This is a genomic window from Nonomuraea sp. C10 (genome assembly GCF_008017515.1).
GTDB lineage: Bacteria > Actinomycetota > Actinomycetes > Streptosporangiales > Streptosporangiaceae > Nonomuraea > Nonomuraea ferruginea.
This window is the reverse complement of sequence record NZ_VPFF01000001.1, coordinates 1,099,091-1,119,756: the sequence shown is the minus strand read 5'-3', so window position 1 is coordinate 1,119,756 and position 20,666 is coordinate 1,099,091. Positions and strand designations below refer to the sequence as shown.

Here is a 20,666-nt window from a genome sequence, read left to right as displayed (position 1 = left end):
TCCGGGGGTTCAGGGGACCAGCTGCTGGAGGGCTTCCTCGTAGCGGTCGATGACCACGTCGGCCAGCGTCTCACAGTCGCCGATCACCTCGGCGCAGCGGATGTCGAGCTCGGGGTGGCCGGCGCCGTACGCGAGCGCCTGCGCCCACACGCGCTCCAGCGTGCCGCCCGCGAACAGCAGGTAGGGCACGACGATGACGCGCTTGGCGCCGAGGCGGCGGCAGCGCTCCAGCCCGCCGGGCACACCGGGCGGGGTGAGGGAGACGAACGCGGTCTCCACGGTCATGAAGTCGTACGCGTGAGTCTCCCAGAACAGCCGGGACACGCGGTGCACGTCGGCGTTGGCGGCCGGGTCGGTGGAGCCGTCACCGACCAGCACGACGGCGGTCTCACCCGGCTCGACGTGCGGCGGGACGCCGTCGGACGCGACGCCGTCGACGGCGCGCAGCCGAGGGCGGGCGCCGACCAGCTCCAGCGGGCGCGGCCTGGGCATCTCGGTGGCGGCGTCGTTGAGCCGCTCGGCGAGCAGCGCGAGCACGCGCGGGTCGGGGCCGACCGGCCGGCCGTGGTCGTACACGAGGGTGGGGTGCCGCTGCTGCTCCAGGGCCAGGGCGGCGGGGAGTTCGCCGTTGGTCCGGCTCAGGGTCAGCGGCAGCGCCACCAGGCGGTGGTGACCGCGGGCGACCAGAGAGGCGACGGACTCGCTCAGCAGGGGCGTGGCCCGCTCGAGGTAGCCGCCCGACACGTCGGCGGCGGTCTGGTCGAGCCGGCAGCGGAGCCGGTGCACGAACCTGCCGAACTCGGCGGAATCGGCGTCGTCGTTGGAGCCCTGCCCGACAAGCAGGAGCGGCGGCTTCATGGGGAAGGTTCTCCGGTGCGTAGAAGAGGACACGCGAGGATAACCGATGTGCGGCGCTGAGCGACAGGTCAGGAAGTGCCCGCGGGTGTCGCGTGCACGACGAAGACCGGGTCGGCGGAGCTCAGGCTGTGCGCGCCGTCGGGGCCGATGACGAGCCCGGAGGCCAGGATCTGGGTGCCTTCGGCGCGGTAGCCGTGCTCGCGCAGCAGGTCGAGCACGGCGGACACGCGTTCGACGGTCTTCAGCGCGCACACCAGCGAGCGGGGCCGGCGGGCGGCGCAGGCGACGATCACGTCGGGGCCGCCGCCGCCGACGAAGACGGCGTCGGGGTCGGGCAGCGGTTCGAGCGCGGGCGGCGCCTGCCCCCGGGTGAGCGCCACCTTGACGCCGTGGCTCAGGACGTTCTCGCGCAGCCGGGCGCAGGCGTCGGCGTCGCGCTCGACGGCCATCACCGCGGCGCCGAACCTGGCGCACTCCACCGCGATCTCGCCGTTGCCCGCGCCCACGTCCCAGACCAGGTCGCCGAGCCGGGGCCCGAGCTTGGCGAGCACGTACGCGCGCACCTCGGCGGGCAGCCTGGACTCCAGCGGCAGCGCCCATCCGGCCGGTCCCGGCTGGGCGCCCGCCACCCAGCCGGGCTCCTTCCGGCGGTGCAGCGGGTCGATCACGAGCACCACGTCCGGGTCCTTCCACGGCCGGGTGGTGGCCTCGCCCATGCGGCTGTGGGTGACGCGCTCGTCGGGCCCGCCGAGGTCCTCGCAGACGACGAGCGCGCGCGGGGTGGTGGGGGCGAGCTCCCTGGCGATCTCGCCGGGGCCGACGCCGGGGGTGACGAGCAGCGCGACCTTGGGGTGCGCCCGGCAGGCGTTGACCACGCGGGCGAGCTGGTGGGGGCCGGCCGGGGCGACCACGAGGGCGTCGTCCCAGTCGAGCCCGGCGCAGGCGAAGGCACGGGTGACGATCGAGGTGGCGGGCAGCACGTCGGGCTCCAGCCCGTGGCCGCGCAGCGTGCGCACCACGCCGAAGAAGCCGGGGTCGCCCTCGGCGATCACGACGGCCGGGCCCTCGCCCCGCTCCATGTGGGCGTCGAGGGCGTCGAGCAGGCCGCCGGGAGAGGCCGTGACGGCGGACGGGGCGGCGGACGGGGCCAGCCGCCGGGTCAGGTGGTCGGGGCCGATGACCAGCCTGGCGGCCTTCAGCCGGTCGACCGCCTTGGCCGACAGTCCCGAACCGTCCCACCCGACAACCGTGATCATGGGCCTCACCGTCCTCACCCACCAGATTGACGGTTGCACCACCGTTTCACCAAGAGTTCTCGCTCAGGAAAGGTCGGACGGGATCAGGCTGAAGACGACGAGGTCCTCGCCGCGCAGCGCGTTGCGTTCGACGCCCTCGCGGACGAAGCCCGCCTTCTCCGCGACCCGCTGGGAGGCGGGGTTGGACACCGCGGCCCGCAGCTTGAGCCGCTGGAAGCGCTGCTCGCGCAGCAGCCAGCGGGCGATGGCGGCGACGGCCTCGGTGGTGTAGCCCCGGCCGCGCGCCCACGGCGCGGCCATGTAGCCGATCTCGCACGACCGGTTGGCCCAGTCCACGTCCCTGAGGTCGACGTTGGCCGCGAACCGGCCGCCGGCCAGCTCTTCCACGGCCCAGGCGATGCCGTCGCCGCGCAGCCGCATCCGCTCGGAGGTCGCGACGAAGGCGCGGGCGTGGGCCTGGCCGTAGCGGCGCGGCACGCCGGTCATGGCCTGGGTGAGCGGGTCGGCGCCGGTGACGGCCAGGTCCGGCACGTCCTTCTCGGCGGGCGGGCGGATGAGCAGCCGTTCGGTGCGCAGCTCGGCCCTGGGCAGGTTCTCGCCAGGGGTCCGGCCGTCGTCGCGGAGCATCCCGAAGATCACCAGATCGTGCGGCCCGTCGTCTTCGAGCACCGCGGCGCGCAGCACGCCTTCCCAGGTGAAGCCAGCTTTCCTGGCCACATGCAGGGACGGCAGGTTGTCCAGGTTGGCCGTCAGGTCGACGCGGCGCAGCGTGGTCTCGGCGAAGACGTACGCGACCAGCCCGCGCAACGCCTCGGTGGCGAACCCGCGCCCCCGGTGGAGCGGGTGCACGCCGTAGCCGACCTCGGTGGTGCCGGCGCCCCACGCGGTCTTGAACAGGCTGATGGCGCCGACGATCAGCCCGTTCCCGTCCGTCATCGCCAGGTGGATGCCCTGGCCCGAGCGCTGGAGCTCGTGCACGCCGTTGGCGAGCCACTGGGAGACGGACGCCAGGTGACCCGGGGCGCCGGGAGGCAGGAACCGGACGCCCGACTCGACGACGGATCTGATCCGGTCCACGTCCGAGAGGCCGAACGGGCGCAGAACGAGCCGCTCGGTGGTGATGGTCAGCCGGGGATCGAACACGTCGGCAGCGTACACAATCAGCCATGTTTGCCCACGAAAGCGGGGGTAGGGGGGCGCAACGGGAGGAGCGATGATGAAAGAGCACAGCCCTCGCATGGACGAGCAGCGAAGGCACGAGCCGGACGGGTTCGACGGTCCCGACGGCAACCCACGCGGCGTCGGGACGGTACCCGCCGAGGAGTGGCGGGAGCCCGAGCCGGGCCAGCTGGAGCGCGTGCACCGCTACACGCCCGGGCAGGGAGGCCCCGCAGGCGTCCGCGGCGACCTGGCCGCGTGGCTGAGCGACGCCGACTTCCCCGCCACCCCTTACGACCTGATGCGGCACGCCGAGCGGATGGGCGCCCCCGACGAGGTGGTCACGTTGCTGCGCGCGCTGCCGGCCCGCCGCTACATGACCGTGCCCGAGGTGTGCCGGGCCGTGGGACCCGGCGCGGCAAGGCGGAGGTGATGACACGTGCGACTCGACTTCATCCGGCCGCTCTACGAGCGCCCGGGGCCGTACGCGTCGGTGTACGTGGGCGGGCTCACCGCGCGGGACCGGTCCGCCCTGTGGACGAGCCTGTGTGACGAGCTGGAGCGGGCCGGCGGCACCGAGTCCGAGGCGCTGCGTGAGGAGGTGCTGAGCCCGGGACCGGGACGGGCGGTGTTCGCCGTGCACGGCGACGTGGTGCTGTCGGAGCCGCTGCCGGAGGCGCCCCGCCCGCTGGCGGCGTTCTCGCCGCTGCCGCTCGTCACTCCGATGCTGATGCAGCGGGGCGAGAGCGTGCCGCACCTGCGGGTGATCATCGACCACGCCGGCGCGGACGTCTCGGTGCACGGGAACGGCTCGCCGCGCAAGACGACCGTCGAGGCCGAGGAGTGGCCGCTGCAGAAGACCGCGCAGGGCGGCTTCTCCCAGCGGCACTACGAGAAGGCGGTGGAGGAGACCTGGGAGAAGAACGCCGTGGCCGTCGCCCAGGAGGTCGACGAGCAGGTGCGGCGCACCGACGCCCAGCTCGTGCTGGTGGCGGGCGAGCCGCATTCGCGCTCGCTGCTCTGCGACCATCTCGGCCCCCGGTCCACCGGCCGCATCCAGATGCTGGAGCGCGGCCACCGCAACGCGACCGGCGGGTTCGAGCAGGACGTGGAGACCGCGCTCGGCGGCTGGCTGGACGACCGCAGGGCCGAGCTGCTGAACCGCCACGGCGAGCAGGACGGCCCGACCGGGGTGGCCCGGGTGGCGCAGGCGCTGCGCGAGGGCCGGGTGCACGCGCTGCTGATGCCCGGCGAGCTGCCGCGCACCGTCTGGATCGGCGAGGGGGCGACGCAGGTGTCGCGCGACGCCGGGGAGCTCCGCACGTGGGGGGTGGAGCACCCGGTGCAGGAGCGCGCCGACTCGGCCCTCGTCAGGGCGGCGGCGATGACCGACGCCGAGATCTGGTTCACCGACCAGGTGGAGGACGTCGCGGCGGTGCTCAGGTACTGACGACCACTTCCAGGGTCCTGGGGCCGTGCACGCCTTCGACCCGGTTCAGCTCGATGTCGCTGGTGGCGGACGGGCCGCTGATCCAGGTGAGCGGGCGTGACGGGTCGAGCCGGGCCACCGCCTCGGGGACGCCCGCCACGATCTGGCCGGCCAGCACCACGCACAGGTGGTAGTCGGGCACCAGCGTCTGCGCGCGGGTGCCCTGGCCGGGGCCGGTGTCGAGGACGATGGTGCCGGTCTCGGCGATGGCGACCGCGCAGCCGGTCACCACGCCGTCGGCGGCGTCCAGTTCGGCCAGCGACCCGCCGGCGGGCTCGGCGCCTTCCGACCACTCGGGCGGGAGTCCGTCGGGGATCACCATGCGGCGCCCCCGTACCAGCTCGGTGATCGCGGCGGGCACCTCGGCGGCGGGCAGCACGTGCACGATGGCGCGGTAGTCGCGCACCCGCTCGGCGAACAGGCCGGCCAGGTCGTCCACCGGCGGCGCGGTACGGTAGCCGCGCGGGATCTCCACCTCGGGCGCGCCGCGCACGGCCTGCCGGATCCGGCCGAGTATCTCCTCACGGGCGCCCATGCCGCTCCTCCCTTTCCCACCAGTCCCTGAACGGTTCTTCCGGGATGTCCGGCAGGTCGCGGGTGTCGGTCCAGGCCGACAGCGGGCCGGGCAGCCTCTTCGGCACCAGCTTGCGCAGCCGCGAGGCCAGGCGCTGGACCCCGGCCAGGCGGGCCCGGTCGCCGAACACCCAGCCGGCCAGCCGCATGCCCGCGCGCTCCGCGGCCCCGTGCGGGGCCTCGGCACGCAGGTGGACGAGCACCTCGGGGATGTCGATCGCCACCGGGCAGGCCTCGAAGCAGGCGCCGCACAGGCTGGACGCGTACGGGAGCGAGGCGTCCAGGTCGGAGCCCATGCCGCGCAGCTGCGGGGTGAGGATGGCGCCGATCGGGCCCGGGTAGACCGAGCCGTAGGCGTGACCGCCCGCCCGCTCGTACACGGGACACACGTTCAGGCAGGCCGAGCAGCGGATGCAGCGCAGCGCCTGGCGGCCCACCTCGTCGGCGAGCACGCCGGTGCGGCCGTTGTCGAGCAGCACCAGGTGGAACTCCTGGCCCTCGGCCGAGCCCGTCCAGGTGCTGGTGTAGGGGTTCATCCGCTCGCCGGTGGAGCTGCGCGGCAGCAGTTGCAGGAACACCTCGAGGTCGCGCCAGGACGGCACCAGCTTCTCGATGCCCACGACGCTGATGAGCGTCTCGGGCAGGCTCAGGCACATGCGGCCGTTGCCCTCGGACTCCAGCACCACGAGCGTGCCGGTCTCGGCGACCATGAAGTTGGCGCCGGAGACGGCGACCTTGCTCCTGAGGAACCGTTCGCGCAGGTGGAGGCGGGCGGCCTCGGTCAGCGCGGCGGGCTCGTCGGTGAGCCCTTCGGGGGCGTCGCCCATCCGGTCCAGGAAGATCTCGCGGATCTCGGCCCGGTTGCGGTGGATCGCCGGCACCAGGATGTGGCTGGGGAAGTCGTCGCCGAGCTGGACGATCAGCTCGGCCAGGTCGGTCTCGTAGGCGGCGATGCCGTGCTCGGCCAGCGCCTCGTTCAGGCCGATCTCCTGGGTGGCCATCGACTTGACCTTGACGACCTCGGTCTCGCCGGTGGCCTTGACCAGATCGGTGACGATGCGGTTGGCCTCGGCGGCGTCGCGCGCCCAGTGCACGTGGCCGCCCGCGTCCGTGACGGCCTCCTCCAGTTGGAGGAGGTAGCGGTCGAGGTGGCGCAGCGTCTCGTCCTTGATGGCCTTGCCGGCCGCGCGCAGCTCCTGCCAGTCGGGCAGCTCGCCGACGACGCTCGCGCGCCTGCCTCGGATCGTGTGGGTGGCTTTGCGGAGGTTGTAGCGAAGCTGCGAGTTCTGTACGGCTTTTTCGGCATTTTTCGGGAAACTCCCGGGCATGCCGAGGAACGTGGCGCTCATCCGCCCGCCTCCGTGGCGGCAAGGATCTCCGCGATGTGCATCACCCGTACCCCCGTCTTCTGGCGGGCCAGTGTGCCGCCGATGTGCATCAGGCAGGAGTTGTCGGCCGCGCACAGCACCTCGGCGCCGGTGCCGAGCACGTTGCGCGCCTTGTCGGCGCCCATGGCGGCGGAGACGGCCGCGTTCTTCATCGCGAACGTGCCGCCGAAGCCGCAGCACTCCTCGGCGCCCGGGAGCTGGACCAGCTCCAGCCCGCGCACCCGGCCCAGCAGCCGCACGGGGCGGTCGCCGAGATGGAGCCCGCGCAGCGAGTGGCAGGTCGGGTGGTAGGTCACCCGGTGCGGGAAGTAGGCCCCCACGTCCTCGACCTTCAGCACGTCCAGCAGGAACTCGGTCAGCTCGTGCACCCGCGGCACCACCCGCCCGACGGCCGCCGCTCCCTTGCTGCCGGGCCTGACCAGCTTGGGGTACTGCTCCCGGATCATCGCGGCGCAGGACCCGGAGGGGACGACCACCGCCTCGTAGCCGGCGAAGACCTCGGTGAAGTGGCGCGCCAGCCGCACGCCCTCCTGCGGATAGCCGGTGTTGAGGTGCATCTGCCCGCAGCAGGTCTGCGCGGCCGGGAAGTCGACCTCGCAGCCCAGCCGGCGCAGCAGCGACACGACGGCCTTGCCGGTGCCGGGGAAGAGCGTGTCGTTCACGCACGTGAGAAACAGGGCGACTCGCACGCTTCTCCTTCCGGGTATGGTCTGACCACAGTATGGTCAGACCATAGAGGAACGCAATCCTCGAAGGAGGTCCCGTTGCCTGATACCCGCCCGAAGCGGACCCGCACGTTCGAGGACGTGCTCGCCCAGCTGGAGCGCCGGATCGCGGACGGCGGGCTGACCGCGGGCGACCGGCTGCCCGCGGAGCGGCAGCTCGCCGAGGAGCTCGGCGTGAGCCGCTCGTCGGTGCGCGAGGCGATGCGCGTGCTGGAGACGCTCGGCGTGGTGACGTCCCAGGTCGGGCGGGGGCCGGACGCGGGCGCGGTGCTGATCTCCCGGCCCGACCACACGCTGACCGACCTGCTGAGGCTGCACCTCGGGCTGGCCAGCCTGGAGCCGCGCGAGGTGATCGACACCCGGCTGATGATCGAGCGCTGGGCCGCCGCCCGCGCCGCCTCGGCCGGCGCGGACACCTCCGCGCTCGCCGTCGCGCTGGCGGGGATGGACGCGGCGCGGTCGGCGGAGGAGTTCGTCGAGCACGACACCGCCTTCCACTGCGCGATCGCGGACGCGTCCGGCAACCGGCTGATCGCCGCGTTCATGCGCTCGCTGCGCGACTCCATGCGGCGGCACGCGGTGGAAGCCGTCGAACAGCTGGGCGACACGACGGTGCTGCGCGCCGGGCACGTGCGCATCCTCGCCGCGATCCGCGCGGCCGACCCGGAGGAAGCGGCCCGCGCGGTCGCCGACCACCTGGCGGACGCCTACCCGTCGCTGTTCTGACAGTCAGCCGGGGTTCAGGGTGTCGGCGACCCGGCAGGTCGCGCCCGAGCAGGAACGCATCGCGTCCAGCCGGGCCCGCAGGTCCTTCAGCAGCGCGGGGTTCGCGCAGGCGGCGAGGTTGTGCAGCTGGTAGGGGTCCTTGCGCAGGTCGTAGAGCTGCTCCTCCCCCGTCTCGTACGCGACGTAGAGATGGCGGCGGGTCCGCACGGCACGGTAGCCGGGCACCGGCGTCTGCGCGGCCGACCGGCGGTTGGCCGGTCTGGCGAACTCGACGAGCACGTTCTCCCGCCACCCGGCCGGCCGCCCGCCGCGCAGCAGCGGCGTCATCGACCGGCCTTCGGCGAACGACGGCACCCGCGCCCCGCCCAGCTCCGCGATGGTGGGGGCCAGGTCGACGGTGGCGCTGAGCTCCCCGGCCGACGCCCCGGCAGGCACGCCGGGCCCGCGCACCACCAGCGGCACCCGGATCGCCTCCTCGAACGGCGTGGTCTTGCCCTGGGCCAACCGGTGCGTGCCCAGGTGGAACCCGTTGTCGGAGGTGAAGAACACGTACGTGTCACGCAGCCGGCCCGTCTTCGCCAGCGCGTCCATCACCGAGCCCACGAGGTCGTCCACCCCCAGCATGGCCCGCAGCCTGGTGCGGTACAGCTGGTCGGCCCTGTCCATCTCGCTCTGGCTCAGCGGGGGCCGGTCGCGCAGCCAGGCGGGCTCCTTGCTCACGTCCTCCTGGTTGAACGACGGCGGCCTGGGCGCCGTGGCCTCGGTGAACGCCTCCGCGTGCCGTACCGGAGGGTTGGCCGGCAGGTGGGGCGCGACCGGCGCCAGGAAGAGGAAGAACGGCCGCCCGTCCGCGGCGATGAAGTCGCTCGCCTTGCCGGCCAGCACGTCGGCGAGGTGGTCATGCTCGCCCCAGCCGTACTCGACCGGCCGGCCGTCGCTGTTGAGCCGGTAGCCGTACTCGTTGTAGAGGCCGCGCACGGGCACGTGCCAGGTGTCCCAGCCGGGCGGCACGTACGTCTCGGGCATCGGGCCTGGGTAGTGGTTGAGGTACTTGCCCATGTACGCGGTGCGATACCCGGCATCCTGCATCCAAGTCCCGATAGTGGAACGTTCCAGACCCAAGCCGTTGAAGCGCTCAAATCCCCCTTCCGGGGCGGTGTTCGTCCATACGCCATGGCTGTGGACGTACTGGGAGCGCAGGATGGACGAGCGCGACGGGCAGCACCAGGAGTCGGCCGTGAAGAACCGGTCGAACGACATGCCCTGCCGCACCAGATGGCGGGTGATCTGGGGAAAGTGCGCGAGGGTCCCGGCCTCCAGGTCGTCGGCCATGATGACCACGATGTTCGGCGACCTCCGGGAGGCGCCCGTGGGCTCGGCCGTGAGCGACAGCAGGAGCAGGACGCAGGCCAGACAGCGCAGGAGCACAGGGTCAGGCTTCCCCTGCCGACGACGCATTGACACCCCCGCCGCGGCCGGGGGTAATAGAACTAGATTCCGGAGGTGTCGATGAAGCTCGGCCTGAACGTCGGTTACTGGCAGCGCCACGCCGACGACGCGACCGAGTCGGTGCTGGCCGCCGAACGGCTCGGCTACGACTCGGTGTGGACCGCGGAGGCGTACGGCACCGACGTGTTCACGCCGCTGGCCTGGTACGGGGCGCGCACGTCGCGGATCAAGCTGGGCACCTCCGTCGCCCAGCTCTCCGCCCGCCCGCCGGTCACCACGGCCATGACCGCCATGACCCTCGACCACCTGACGGGCGGCCGGCTGCTGCTCGGCGTGGGCGCGTCCGGGCCGCAGGTGGTCGAGGGCTGGTACGGCCAGCCGTTCGCCAAACCGCTGGCCCGTACGCGCGAGTACGTCGAGATCATGCGGAAGGTGTGGCGCCGCGAGGAGCCCGTGACCAGCGACGGCCCGCACTACCCGCTCCCCCTGCCCGGCGGCCTGGGCAAGCCGCTCAAGCTCATCACCCACCCGCTGCGCGAGGACATCCCCGTCTACCTGGGCGCCGAGGGCCCGAAGAACGTCGCACTCGCCGCCGAGGTCGCCCAGGGCTGGCTCCCGCTGTTCGCGTTCCCTTCCAAGATCGAGGAGATGTACGGCGACGCGCTCGCCTCGCGCGACCCCGACTTCGACATCGCGGCCATGGTCATGGTGATCATCTCCGACGACGTGCGGGCGGCGCTCGACGGGGTCAAGATGATGCTGACCCTGTACATCGGCGGCATGGGGGCCAGGCACCGCAACTTCCACGCCGACATCATCGGCCGGATGGGCTACGCCGAGGCCGCCGAGCACATCCAGGCCCTCTACCTGGCGGGCCGCAAGGACGAGGCGTTCCGCGCCATCCCGGACGAGCTGGCCGACGGCATCTCCCTGGTCGGCCCGCCGGGGCGGATCAAGGAACGCCTGGAGCCGTGGCACAAGTCGCCGGTCACGTCGCTGCTCGTCATGGGCCCGCGCGACGAGCCGTCCCTACGGACCATCCGCGACCTGGTGCTCGGCTGAGCGGAGGACCCCACCGCAGCGGGCTGAATCGTCATCGCTCAACACAGGAGTGATGACAGTATGTGATTATGCGTGCACCCCGAGCGAAATCTTTCAATACCGCGGGCCCGTGTGACCCCCGGCTCCACTACATGATCCCGCCCACGCCCCGGCTTCCCGAGGCTCGGACGCTGATCGACATGGATCGCTACTTCGTGGTCCACGCGCCTCGGCAGACCGGCAAGACGACGGGTCTGCGCACCCTGGCGTCGGAGTTGACGGCCGAGAGGGACATCGCGGCCCTGGCGTTCTCCTGCGAGCGCGCCAAGGTGGCCGGTGACGACTACGCGGCCGCGGAGTCGATCCTGCTGCAATCCATCCGCGAGGCCGCCGAGCGATCGGGCTGGCCGAAGAAACTGCTCCCGCCGGACCCCTGGCCGGAGGCTACGCCGGGCACCCGATTCGGTACGGGTCTGAGCGCGTGGTGCCGCCGCAGTCCGCGCCGGGTGGTGCTGTTCTTCGACGAGATCGACGCCCTGCAGGGCAGCAGCCTGGTCAGCTTCCTCTGCCAGCTCAGGGACGGTCACAACGCCCGCCCGGACGGGCACCCGTTCCCCGCGTCCGTGATCCTGTGCGGGCTGCGCGACGTCCGCGACTACAAGACCGCCGTGGGCGCCGACCCGGGCCGGTGCAACCCCACCAGCCCGTTCAACATCGTCACCAAGTCGCTGCGCCTGGGCGACTTCACCGCCGGCCAGATCGGCGAGCTGTACGGCCAGCACACCGAGGCGACCGGTCAGGAGTTCACCAAGGACGCGGTGGACCGGGTCTTCGAGCTGACGCAGGGTCAGCCGTGGCTGGTGAATGCCGTGGCCCACGAGATCATCTTCGAGATGGGGGTGACCGGCGCCGTCACCGCCGGGCAGGTGGACGAGGCCAAGGAGCGGTTGATCCGGGCGCGCGCCGTCCACCTGGACTCCCTGGCCGCGCGGTTGCGCGAGCCCCGGGTCAAGCGGGTGATGGAACCGATCGTGGCCGGCGACCTCTACACCGACTCCGCCTTGTCCGACGATCTGTCCTACGTCCGTGACCTGGGGCTGATCAAGCAGAAACCCCCGCTGGAGGTGGCCAACCCGATCTACCGGGAGGTCATCCTGCGCGTGCTGGGCGATTCGTCGCAACAGAACGTGCGCGCGGACCCGCGGAGTTTCGTGCTGCCGGACGGCCGGTTCGACCTGCCCCGGCTGCTGGAGGAGTTCGTGGTCTTCTGGCGCGAGCACGGCGAGGTGCTCATCCGTCAGGAGAACTACCACGAGGCCGCCTGCCAGATCATCCTCATGGCCTTCCTGCACCGCCTTGTCAACGGCGGAGGCTATCTCGACCGGGAGTACGCCGCCGGCACCAAACGCCTGGACGTGCTCGTCCGCTGGCCCTACACCGGCCCCGGCGGCGAGCGGCTGATGCAGCGCGAGGCGATGGAGCTCAAGGTCTGGCGAGCAGGCAAGGACGACCCGCTGACCGAAGGGCTGGCCCAGCTCGACGGCTACCTGGACCGGCTCAGCCTCACCACCGGCGTCCTGGTGATCTTCGACCGGCGCCCCGAGGCCCCGCCGTGGAACCAACGAGGCGCCTTCGAGGAGGCGACCACTCCGTCCGGCCGCCAGGTCACCGTGCTGCGGGCCTAGCGACGTGCTCCGCGATCACATCGCCGAGCCGGAACGGCGCGTCGCCCGCGCACAGGCGGCCGAGGACCTGATCGAGCAGGCGCTCGACTGCCCGCTCCCGATCGACGAGTGCCCGCGAGCGCATCGAGGCCTGGGTCCCTCCTGCCCGGTCAGTCGGGGCGGGGTGACGGGTCGGTGGTGACCGCCACCAGCAGCGGCCTGCTCAGCGCCCCGGCCCCGAGCACGCCCGCGAAGCCCAGCGCCACGCAGATCCCCAGCATGACCGCCCCGCTCAGGTTCGGGGCGCCCAGCATGAACGGCGTCGCGCAGAACACCCCGGCCGCGATCGTGCCGCCGCCCATCACGGTGAGCGGGATCAGCGTCTCGGCCCGCCGTGCCCGGTCCAGCACGGTCAGCGGGGTGCCGGCCAGCCGCAGCAGTCCGTACGTCTGACGCCGGTCGAGGACCGACGAGGCCGCGGTGATCCCCGCGCTGGCGATGGCCACCAGGAACGACACCGACAGCACCACCACCGTGCCCACCCGGACGTCGTCCAGCAACTGGAAGCCGAACCGCTGGTCGTCGGCCTCACTGGTCGGCGTCCGCCCGGGAACGAGCCCTGCCAGAGCGGTCCGCGCCCGATCGACGGCCACCACCCCGACACCGCCCCCGTCACCGGCGACCGCGTCGCCCTTGCCCGCGTCACCGGCAGCCGCGTCACCTGCGGCCGGGGCGGCGTCGCCGGTCACCGTCACCGTGACGAGCTTCTCCGAGTGCTCGACCCGGGCGGCGAGCCCGGCGTCCCGCATCCGCTCGCGCGCCTGCTCGGCGACCACCGCCGGCCGCCCCTCCACCACGGCGAGCCGGAACTCCGCGGGGGACGCCCCGCTGGAGAACGCCCCCGGGCTGAGCATCCCGAGGAACCCGGCGACGAATCCGGTGAGCGCGACCCCGCTGACCGTCCGCCAGGCCGAGCGCGGATCGTCCACGAGCCTGCGCCCCGCCAGCAGCAGAGCGGGCGTCCGGGCGAAGGCGGCGGCGACGCGGCCGATGAGGCCGACCACCCACGGCCCGGCCAGGTTGAGCGAGAGCAGGGCCAGCGCGATCGCGACCGCGATGACTGTCACACTGGCCTCCAGGCCCAGCAGGGGGAAGGCGGCCAGCACCACCAGCAGCGCGAGCACCCGCAGCGCCCGCATGCCGGGCGGCGTCTGGCGCCTGGCCACGCCCAGCGGGCTGACCACCACCCGCCGCAGCCCGGCCACCGCCGACAGCCCGACCAGCAGCGGCACCACGACGAGCGCGCCGGCCAGCACCAGCGGGTGCGGCCACAGGTCGGCGGCGAACCACGGCCCGCCGCCGATCTCGATCCGCGTCAGCAGGGGCACGGCCGCCGCGTACGCCGCGGTCCCGGCGACCGCGCCGGCGAACGCCACGATGACCGCCTCGGCCACCGTCATCCCGACGACCTGCCCGGGCGTCGCGCCGACCAGCCGCAGCGCGGCCAGCCGCTGGTCGCGCCTGGCGACCGTGAGCCGGGCCGCGGCCCCGCCGAACACCAGCAGCGGCACCACCATGAGCACGCTCGCGATCAGCGCCAGCACCTGGTACGCCTCCGCGTCCTCCGACACCCTGCCGGTGAAGTCCGCGACGGGGGTGGGCGGCCGGCCGGCGATCCAGTCGTCGCTGCGCTCGGCGGTCATGACGGGCGCGTCCGGCCGGTGCCCGACGACGGCCACCAGCTCACCGGGGTAGGCCAGCGCCTCCTCGCCGAGCACGCCGGTCACGGCGGGGAAGCGGGCCGCGAGCTGGTCGGCGGGCAGTTCGCGAGCCAGCTCGGCCAGCGCGGGCGACAGCCACGCCTCGCCCGGCGCGGGGAAGCGGTCCAGCCCCTGCGGCGGCGCGGGGGCCTTCCCGGGCAGCGCCGCCACGTCCACGACCGTCATCCGCTCGTCCCGTACGTAGTCGAACCGGGCGGCCTCCACGGCCGTCGCGCCGCTCCCCGCCGCCACCGGGTTGCGCCACGCGTCCCGGTCGCCCCTGGCCTGGAAGGCGAAGTTGGCCGTCACCGCGAACAGCAGCAGCGCCGTGGCCACCGCGACCGCCCCCAGCGTCAGCCAGGTGCCGAGCAGGCCGCGGCGACCGCCGCCCTTGAGCAGCCGCCACGTCAGATCGAGGTTCACGCCGGCACCCCGCCCGCCAGCAGCCTGCCGTCGCGGACCTCGACCGTGCGGTCGCACCAGCCCGCCACGTTCGGGTCGTGGGTGACCACGATCAGGGAGGCGTCGTTGTGCTTGGTGGCCTCCACCAGCAGCCGCATCGTCTCGTGGCCCGTGGCCTGGTCGAGCGCCCCGGTGGGCTCGTCCGCGAACACCACGGCCGGCCTGGTCACCAGCGCCCTGGCGATGGCCACCCGCTGCGCCTGACCGCCGGACAGCTCGCCCGGCCGCCTGCCCTCCATGCCGCCCAGCCCGAGCGGGCCGAACCACTGCCGCGCGGTCCGCACCGCGTCCTGGCGGGCGACGCCGCCGAGCATGAGCGGGAGCGCCACGTTCTCCTCGGCGGGCAGCTCCGGCAGGAGCTGGCCGAACTGGAACACGAACCCGAACCGGGTGCGGCGCAGCGCGCTGCGCTTCCGTTCGCCCAGGTCGTCGATGCGCTGACCGAGCAGGTGGACCTCGCCCGCGTCCGGTTTCATGATCCCGGCCAGGCAGTGCAGTAGCGTCGACTTGCCGGAGCCGCTCGGCCCCATGATCGCCACCGCCTCCGCGGCGCGCACCGCGATGTCCACCCCGCCCAGCGCCACCGTCTGCCCGAACCGTTTGGCGAGAGCCCGCCCCACAAGCACGTCGTTCATGGCTCCGAGCCTGCCGGGACGGACGGGGGCGGCGGATCGGCCATGCGTACGGTCCGCATCGGCCGTTCGGTTGACTCTAGAGTTTGGGCGTGACTATTCGGGTTCTCATCGCCGATGATCAGGAATTGGTACGCACCGGATTTCAGATGATTCTGGATGCGCAACCGGACATGGAGGTGGTGGCGGCCGTCGCCGACGGCGCCGACGCGGTTTCCGAGGCCAGGCGGCTGCGCCCGGACGTGTGCCTGCTCGACATCCGGATGCCCAGGCTCGACGGCCTGGAGGCGACCCGGGCGCTGGCGGGACCCGGCGTCGAGAACCCGATGCGGGTGGTCATCGTCACCACCTTCGACCTGGACGAGTACGTGTACGGGGCGCTGCGGGCGGGCGCCACCGGGTTCCTGCTCAAGGACAGCGGGCCGACGCTGCTGGTGGAGGCGGTCAAGGCGGCGGCCGGCGGCGAGTCGCTGGTGTCGCCGTCGGTGACGGTGCGGCTGCTGCGGCACCTGTCCGGGCCCCGCCGCTCCCCCGCGCCCCTGCCGGAACCGCTGACGGACCGCGAGCTGGACGTGGTGCGACTGGTCGCCAGGGGACGCACCAACCAGGAGGTGGCGGCCGAGCTGTTCGTGTCGCTGTCGACGGTGAAGACGCACCTCGGGAGCATCTTCACCAAGCTGGGCACCAGGAACCGGGTGGAGATCGCCGCGTGGGCCTGGGAATCGGGTGTCGTGAGCTGATTAGCGGGTCAGCCTCCGGGATACAAGTGAATCAGAACCCACCGTATGGCCCGGGGGAGAACATCGTGCGCTTTGCCCAGGCACCGCCCACCAAAGCCGCTACCACGTCCGCGAGCAAGGTCGTCAGCAAGGCCGCCACCACCGTCTACGTGACACTCGCCGCGCAGGTACTCTCCCTGGGCGCTCTGGTGGTCTTCGAGCAGGTGCGCGGCAGACAGCTGGCCGCCGAGCTGGCCGAGTTCGGCGGGCGGCCGTCGGGCCCCGACGCCGACGCGCTGGCCGGCGCGGCGACGGTGTTCGCGGTGCTGCTGCTGATCGCCCTGGCCACCACGATCGCCGCCGCGGCCGCCCACACCACGTGGCTGGTGCGCGTCCGCCAGGCCGGCGCCCTGCCCGCGGCCCGCAGCACGGTCGCCGCCGCCTGGCTCATCCCGGGCGTCAACCTGGTTGCGCCGGCGGTGCTGGTGTACGAGACGTGGCGGGCGACCGGCCCGGCGGAGGAGAGCCGGCGCGGCCGGGTGGCCCTGGTGACGGGCTGGTGGCTGAGCTGGCTGGCGACGCTGGCGGTGTTCACCATCGTCCTCCCGCTCGACGCGCTCGACAGCCTCACCGGGCTGGGCTTCCTGGAGCTGGCGTGCCTGGCCCTGTCGGCCGCCCTCTGCGCCGCCACGGTCCGCCGCGTCACCCCTCAGCGCTCCCCCGCCGTCCGCCCCAGCGCCGGGTCCTCCGGCCGACCGGCCCCCGTCACCGCGGTCACCCGCCTGGGCCGGGCCTCCTGACGAGGATCAGGCCGCGGTGGGGCCGGAGCTGCCCGGGCTGGCGTGCCAGAGGCGGCGGGGCGGGTCGGTGACGGCCGGGCCCAGGTCGGCGTAGGGCGACAGGCGGAAGCCGTTGCCGTACTCGATGGCGCGGCCACCCACCGGGCCCTGGTCGGCCGGGGGCCGGGCGAGCTCGGCGCGGACGGCGTCGAGGCCGCGGGCCCGCCACAGCGCGTCCAGGTCGGCCAGGTTCCAGCAGTCGAGGGCCCGGATCGAGACCGCGCGGGCGCCGGTGCGGCGGACCGCGCCGCGCACCAGCAGCAGCCACGACCCGAACACGGTGGCCGCGCACCGCCCCTGCACCGACTCGAAGAAGGTCAGGTCGACCGGCCCCGTCGAGTCGTCCAGGGTGGCGAAGATGATGCGCTGGCCGGAGCGGATCGCGGGCGTCTGGGTGGCCACCTTGACGCCGGCCACCAGCACCTCGGCCCCGTTGCGCGGCCCGAGCAGGTCCTTGGCGCGGGTCACGCCGAGCGCGTCCAGCAGCTCGTCGTGGAAGCTGACGACGTGCCGGCTGATGTCCATGCCAAGGATCTCCAGCTCGGCCTCGACCATCTCCGCGTCGGTCATCTCCGGCAGCTCGCCGGGGGTGACGTGCTCGGTGAAGCCGAGGGGCAGCTGCACGGCCGCCAGGTGGCGGCTCTCGGCGGGCGGCGCGGGCGCGTACCGCCTGCCGCGGCGCGGCCCCGCCCGCACGCCGATCGACGAGGCCCGCTCCAGCGCGCCGACCTGGGCGATCAGGTCGCGCCTGGTCAGCTCGCCGGGCCGCCACCGCTCGCCGTCGCCGGGCCGCAGCCCGTGCACCGCGTCCAGCCCGCCGACCTGCACGATCCGCTCCATCGTCGGCCGGGACGGGCGGGCCCGGTCCCAGAAGTCGGCGAGCGAGGTGTAGGGCCGGCCCGCCACCATGCGCTCCACCTCGGCCTCGCTGACCCCCTTGACGGCCGAGAACGGCACCCGCAGCGCGTACCCCTCGCCGATCTCCCCCGCCTCGAACGCGCGCCGGGGCCGGCCGGAGCCCTCCAGCCGGGCCGGGTCGACGCGGACCCGCACCCGCGGCCCGAGCCGTTCCACCCGCCAGTCCTTGGCCGACTTGTTGATGTCGAGCGGCAGGATCCGCACCCCGCACTGCCGCGCCTCGTCGATGATCACCCGTGCCGGGTACATGCCGGGGTCGTGGGTGAGCACCCCGGCGAAGAACGCGGCCGCGTGGTGCCGCTTGAGCCACGCCGACTGGTAGGTGGGCAGCGCGAACGCCGCCGCGTGCGCCTTGCAGAACCCGAACCCGCCGAACGCGTCCAGCACCTTCCAGGCCCGCTCCACCTCCTCGTCGCCGAACCCGTTGGCCCTGGCCAGCGGCACGAAGTGGTTGCGCACCCGGTCACGGCCCTCGGACGTGCCGAGGGTGCGGCGGAGCATCTCGGCGAACGACAGGTCGCGGCCGGTCATCACCTGGATGATCTTCAGCACCTGCTCGTGGAAGACGACCACGCCGTGCGTCTCCTTCAGCGCCTCGCGCAGCCGCTCGTGCGGGTAGTACGGCTGCCGCCAGCCGTGCCTGGCCTCCAGGTACGGGGTCACCATGTCGGAGTTGACCGGCCCCGGCCTGAACAGGGAGATGTCGACGATCAGGTCGTGCATGGTGCGCGGCTCCAGCTTGGAGACCAGCTCGCGCTGGCCGGGCGACTCGATCTGGAAGCAGCCGAGTGTCCGGCCGGCCCGGATCATGTCGTACGTCTCCTGGTCGTCGTGCGGGACGTACCGTACGTCCGGATCGTCGCCGCTCTGGGCGTCGAGCTCGACCGTGACGCCGTCGACCCGCTTGATCTCGCCGAGCGCGTACGCGAGCGCGGACTGCATCCGCACCCCGAGCACGTCCAGCTTGAGCAGCCCGGCCTCCTCCACGTCGTCCTTGTCGAACTGCGACATGGGGAACTCCAGCAGGCTGCGCTCGACCGGGGTGAGGTCGCGCATCCCGGAGTTGCCGACCAGCACCCCGCACGGGTGCAGCGCGATGTGCCTGGGCAGCCCGTCGAGCTTCTCCGCCAGCCGGAACACCCGCTCCAGACCGGCGTCGCCGAGCCGGCTCTCGCGCAGCTCGGGCAGGTCGCGCAGGGACGCGGTGATCTGCATGGCCCGGATGTGCGGGAACGCCTTGGCGATGGCGTCGATCTCGTGCGGCGGCAGCCCCATCGCGCCCGCCACGTCGCGGATGGCGCTGCGCGCCCGGTAGGTCTCCATCATGGACACGCACGCCACCCGCGACTCTCCGTACCGGTCGAAGATCGCCCTGTAGCAGTCGAGGCGGCGCGCGGACTCCACGTCCACGTCGATGTCGGGCAGCCCGATCCGGCCCTCCGACAGAAACCGCTCCATGAGCAGGCCGTGGTCGATCGGGTTCACCTCGCCGATGCCGATGAGGTAGTTGACCAGGCTGCCCGCGCCGGACCCGCGGATGGCGCAGCGCACCCCCATCCCGCGGATCATGTCGGTGATGCCGGACACCGCGACGAAGTAGCCCGACAGCCGCTTGCGCTCGATGACGTCGAGCTCGGCGGCCGCCCGTTCCCTGGCCTCGCGGGAGCGGCGCAGGCCGCGCTCGGCCAGGCCGTCCGCGACGCGGTGGCGCAGCAGCGGCACCGGGTCGCCGCCGATCTCCGGCAGGTGGAGGCGGGGCGGGCTCTGGCGGAGCGCGAGCAGCTCCACCGGGTCCGCCGCGCACGCCTCGGCGATCTGCCGGGTGGTGCGCAGCAGCCTGCCGATCCGGTCCCCGTCGTGGCCGCAGATCTTGGCGGCGACCTGGGCCATCTCCTTGCCGCTCTTGAGGTAGGCGTGGGAAGTGGTGCGTTCCAGGTGGCGCGGGTGCAGCGGGACAAGCTGGCGGGCCGCGTCGAGCACGTCGCCGACCTGGTGGTCGGCCGGGTCGAGGTAGCGGACGGCGTTGGTGAGCACGGCGGGCACGTCCATGGACTCGGCCAGGGCGAGCATCCGCAGCGCCGTGGCGGCGTCGTGGAACGCGTACTGGTCGACCAGTTCGATCACCACGCCCGGCAGCGCCTCGCGCCACCGGCCGAGCAGTGTCCGGGCGTGGTCGTCGCGCCGCTCGGCCACCGCGCGGCCGACGTCGGAGCGCGGGCCGAGCAGCACCGCCAGCCCGCCGTCGCCGGCGGCGTCCCACTCGGCGGCCAGCCCGCGGGTGATGCGGGGGTCTCCGCGCTCGCCCGCGTAGTGCGCGGCCGTGACCAGCCGCGCCAGCCGCGACCAGCCGCGCGAGCGCGCCAGCACGGTCACCCGGTCCTGCGCCCCCGGCCCGGTCCGCGGCCGGGCGTCACGCCCGCTCGTCCGGCTCGGCGGGGCGATCGGCCACATGTCCGGTTCCGGATCGCCGAGGGCCAGGTTGGCGCCGAACACCGGCGCGATCCCGGCGTCCGCGCACGCCTGCGCGTGCTTGACCGCGCCGTACAGCCCGTCGCGGTCGGTCAGCGCCAGGATGTCCATCCCGTGTTCGAAGGCCCGCTCCGCCAGCGCCTTCGGGAACGCGGTGCCGTAGCGCATCGAGTAGGCGGAGCTCACGTTGAGGTGCGGGAACGGCCCCGCCGCCCGGCCGCCCATCAGTCCCACGCCCGCAGGAGCAGCCAGCCGCCGCTGGCGGTGTCGAACCTCAGCTCGTACGTGCCGGCCTCGCGCCCGGGGCTGGCCTCGACCCGCCAGAACCGGCGCTCACCGGGGTCGCTCTCGCTGATCTTCCACCATTCGCGGGCCACCACCCAGTGATCGAGCACCTGGCGGACGAGATAGAGCCGGTCACGCCAGACGAACTGGGTCGGCTCCCCGTCTCTGGTCCACACCTCTATCGGATCGCCATAGAGTCTGCTCAAGTCGCTTCTCCCCGCGGCTCTGGTGCCTATGCTGAGCCACCCGGGGGAA

18 protein-coding genes are annotated in these 20,666 nt (G+C 73.2%); 7 read left to right on the top strand and 11 right to left on the bottom strand.

All coding sequences use genetic code 11. The features are described 5' to 3' along the window. Positions 1 to 9: 9 nt before the first annotated feature. The 3 genes from FR742_RS05250 to FR742_RS05240 all read right to left on the bottom strand — a co-directional run bounded on the left by FR742_RS05250 (position 10) and on the right by FR742_RS05240 (position 3,257). Positions 10 to 858 (bottom strand): sirohydrochlorin chelatase, encoded by an 849-nt coding sequence (locus tag FR742_RS05250; protein WP_148029878.1) that lies wholly within the window; start codon positions 856 to 858, stop codon positions 10 to 12. Positions 859 to 926: 68 nt separating this feature from the next. Then, positions 927 to 2,114, bottom strand: coding sequence for a bifunctional cobalt-precorrin-7 (C(5))-methyltransferase CbiE/decarboxylating cobalt-precorrin-6B (C(15))-methyltransferase CbiT (locus tag FR742_RS05245; RefSeq protein WP_148029877.1), 1,188 nt, complete (start codon positions 2,112 to 2,114; stop codon positions 927 to 929). Positions 2,115 to 2,177: 63 nt separating this feature from the next. After that, a complete protein-coding gene (locus FR742_RS05240; protein WP_187281007.1) occupies positions 2,178 to 3,257 on the bottom strand; it encodes a GNAT family N-acetyltransferase in 1,080 nt (359 codons plus the stop codon). 94 nt (positions 3,258 to 3,351) lie between these two features. On the opposite strand from FR742_RS05240, the gene FR742_RS05235 reads away from it, so the two are divergent. Together FR742_RS05235 and FR742_RS05230 are read left to right on the top strand one after the other, a co-directional pair. Further along, complete coding sequence (locus tag FR742_RS05235) at positions 3,352 to 3,705, top strand: DUF2795 domain-containing protein (protein ID WP_187281006.1); 354 nt, start codon at positions 3,352 to 3,354, stop codon at positions 3,703 to 3,705. A gap of 6 nt (positions 3,706 to 3,711) precedes the next feature. Then, positions 3,712 to 4,722, top strand: a complete 1,011-nt coding sequence (locus FR742_RS05230; protein WP_148029874.1) for a Vms1/Ankzf1 family peptidyl-tRNA hydrolase — start codon at positions 3,712 to 3,714, stop codon at positions 4,720 to 4,722. Here FR742_RS05230 and FR742_RS05225 read toward each other — a convergent pair. The 3 genes from FR742_RS05225 to FR742_RS05215 are packed head-to-tail and all read right to left on the bottom strand — an operon-like array spanning position 4,712 to position 7,411. Then, positions 4,712 to 5,296 (bottom strand): LUD domain-containing protein, encoded by a 585-nt coding sequence (locus tag FR742_RS05225; protein WP_148029873.1) that lies wholly within the window; start codon positions 5,294 to 5,296, stop codon positions 4,712 to 4,714. The two genes, FR742_RS05230 and FR742_RS05225, sit on opposite strands and share 11 nt — an antisense overlap. Next, positions 5,283 to 6,683, bottom strand: coding sequence for a lactate utilization protein B (locus tag FR742_RS05220; protein ID WP_148029872.1), 1,401 nt, complete (start codon positions 6,681 to 6,683; stop codon positions 5,283 to 5,285). Before FR742_RS05220 ends, FR742_RS05225 begins: the two co-directional genes overlap by 14 nt. After that, positions 6,680 to 7,411 carry a (Fe-S)-binding protein gene (locus tag FR742_RS05215; RefSeq protein WP_148029871.1) on the bottom strand — a complete coding sequence of 244 codons (732 nt, stop codon included), beginning with the start codon at positions 7,409 to 7,411 and terminating at the stop codon, positions 6,680 to 6,682. The genes FR742_RS05220 and FR742_RS05215 overlap by 4 nt, the downstream gene beginning before the upstream one ends. Positions 7,412 to 7,486: 75 nt before the next feature. Between FR742_RS05215 and FR742_RS05210 the strand changes: the two genes are divergently transcribed. Beyond that, entirely contained in the window at positions 7,487 to 8,173 is a 687-nt protein-coding gene (locus FR742_RS05210; RefSeq protein WP_148029870.1) for a FadR/GntR family transcriptional regulator, read from the top strand. Between the two features lie 3 nt (positions 8,174 to 8,176). Here the strand turns inward: FR742_RS05210 and FR742_RS05205 are convergent, their stop codons facing one another. After that, positions 8,177 to 9,601 carry a sulfatase gene (locus FR742_RS05205; RefSeq protein ID WP_261808361.1) on the bottom strand — a complete coding sequence of 475 codons (1,425 nt, stop codon included), beginning with the start codon at positions 9,599 to 9,601 and terminating at the stop codon, positions 8,177 to 8,179. 81 nt (positions 9,602 to 9,682) lie between these two features. Here FR742_RS05205 and FR742_RS05200 point away from each other — a divergent pair, with 81 nt between their 5' ends. After that, entirely contained in the window at positions 9,683 to 10,684 is a 1,002-nt protein-coding gene (locus FR742_RS05200) for an LLM class F420-dependent oxidoreductase (RefSeq protein WP_148034354.1), read from the top strand. A gap of 179 nt (positions 10,685 to 10,863) precedes the next feature. Beyond that, positions 10,864 to 12,348, top strand: coding sequence for an ATP-binding protein (locus tag FR742_RS05195; protein ID WP_222708842.1), 1,485 nt, complete (start codon positions 10,864 to 10,866; stop codon positions 12,346 to 12,348). A 149-nt stretch (positions 12,349 to 12,497) separates the two neighbouring features. On the opposite strand, the gene FR742_RS05190 is transcribed toward FR742_RS05195, so the two are convergent. Both FR742_RS05190 and FR742_RS05185 read right to left on the bottom strand, forming a co-directional pair. Beyond that, positions 12,498 to 14,510, bottom strand: a complete 2,013-nt coding sequence (locus FR742_RS05190) for an FtsX-like permease family protein (RefSeq protein WP_148029867.1) — start codon at positions 14,508 to 14,510, stop codon at positions 12,498 to 12,500. Beyond that, positions 14,507 to 15,184 (bottom strand): ABC transporter ATP-binding protein, encoded by a 678-nt coding sequence (locus tag FR742_RS05185; RefSeq protein WP_148029866.1) that lies wholly within the window; start codon positions 15,182 to 15,184, stop codon positions 14,507 to 14,509. The genes FR742_RS05190 and FR742_RS05185 overlap by 4 nt, the downstream gene beginning before the upstream one ends. Before the next feature lie 89 nt (positions 15,185 to 15,273). On the opposite strand from FR742_RS05185, the gene FR742_RS05180 reads away from it, so the two are divergent. Continuing rightward, complete coding sequence (locus tag FR742_RS05180) at positions 15,274 to 15,921, top strand: response regulator transcription factor (RefSeq protein WP_148029865.1); 648 nt, start codon at positions 15,274 to 15,276, stop codon at positions 15,919 to 15,921. 65 nt (positions 15,922 to 15,986) lie between these two features. Further along, the gene (locus FR742_RS05175) at positions 15,987 to 16,700 is read left to right on the top strand and encodes a DUF4328 domain-containing protein (RefSeq protein ID WP_148029864.1); all 714 of its coding nucleotides are present in this window, start codon (positions 15,987 to 15,989) and stop codon (positions 16,698 to 16,700) included. A 6-nt stretch (positions 16,701 to 16,706) separates the two neighbouring features. On the opposite strand, the gene FR742_RS05170 is transcribed toward FR742_RS05175, so the two are convergent. Together FR742_RS05170 and FR742_RS05165 are read right to left on the bottom strand one after the other, a co-directional pair. Beyond that, complete coding sequence (locus FR742_RS05170) at positions 16,707 to 20,351, bottom strand: DNA polymerase III subunit alpha (RefSeq protein WP_148034353.1); 3,645 nt, start codon at positions 20,349 to 20,351, stop codon at positions 16,707 to 16,709. Next, the gene (locus FR742_RS05165; RefSeq protein WP_148029863.1) at positions 20,351 to 20,617 is read right to left on the bottom strand and encodes a DUF6504 family protein; all 267 of its coding nucleotides are present in this window, start codon (positions 20,615 to 20,617) and stop codon (positions 20,351 to 20,353) included. The genes FR742_RS05170 and FR742_RS05165 overlap by 1 nt, the downstream gene beginning before the upstream one ends. Positions 20,618 to 20,666: the final 49 nt, after the last annotated feature.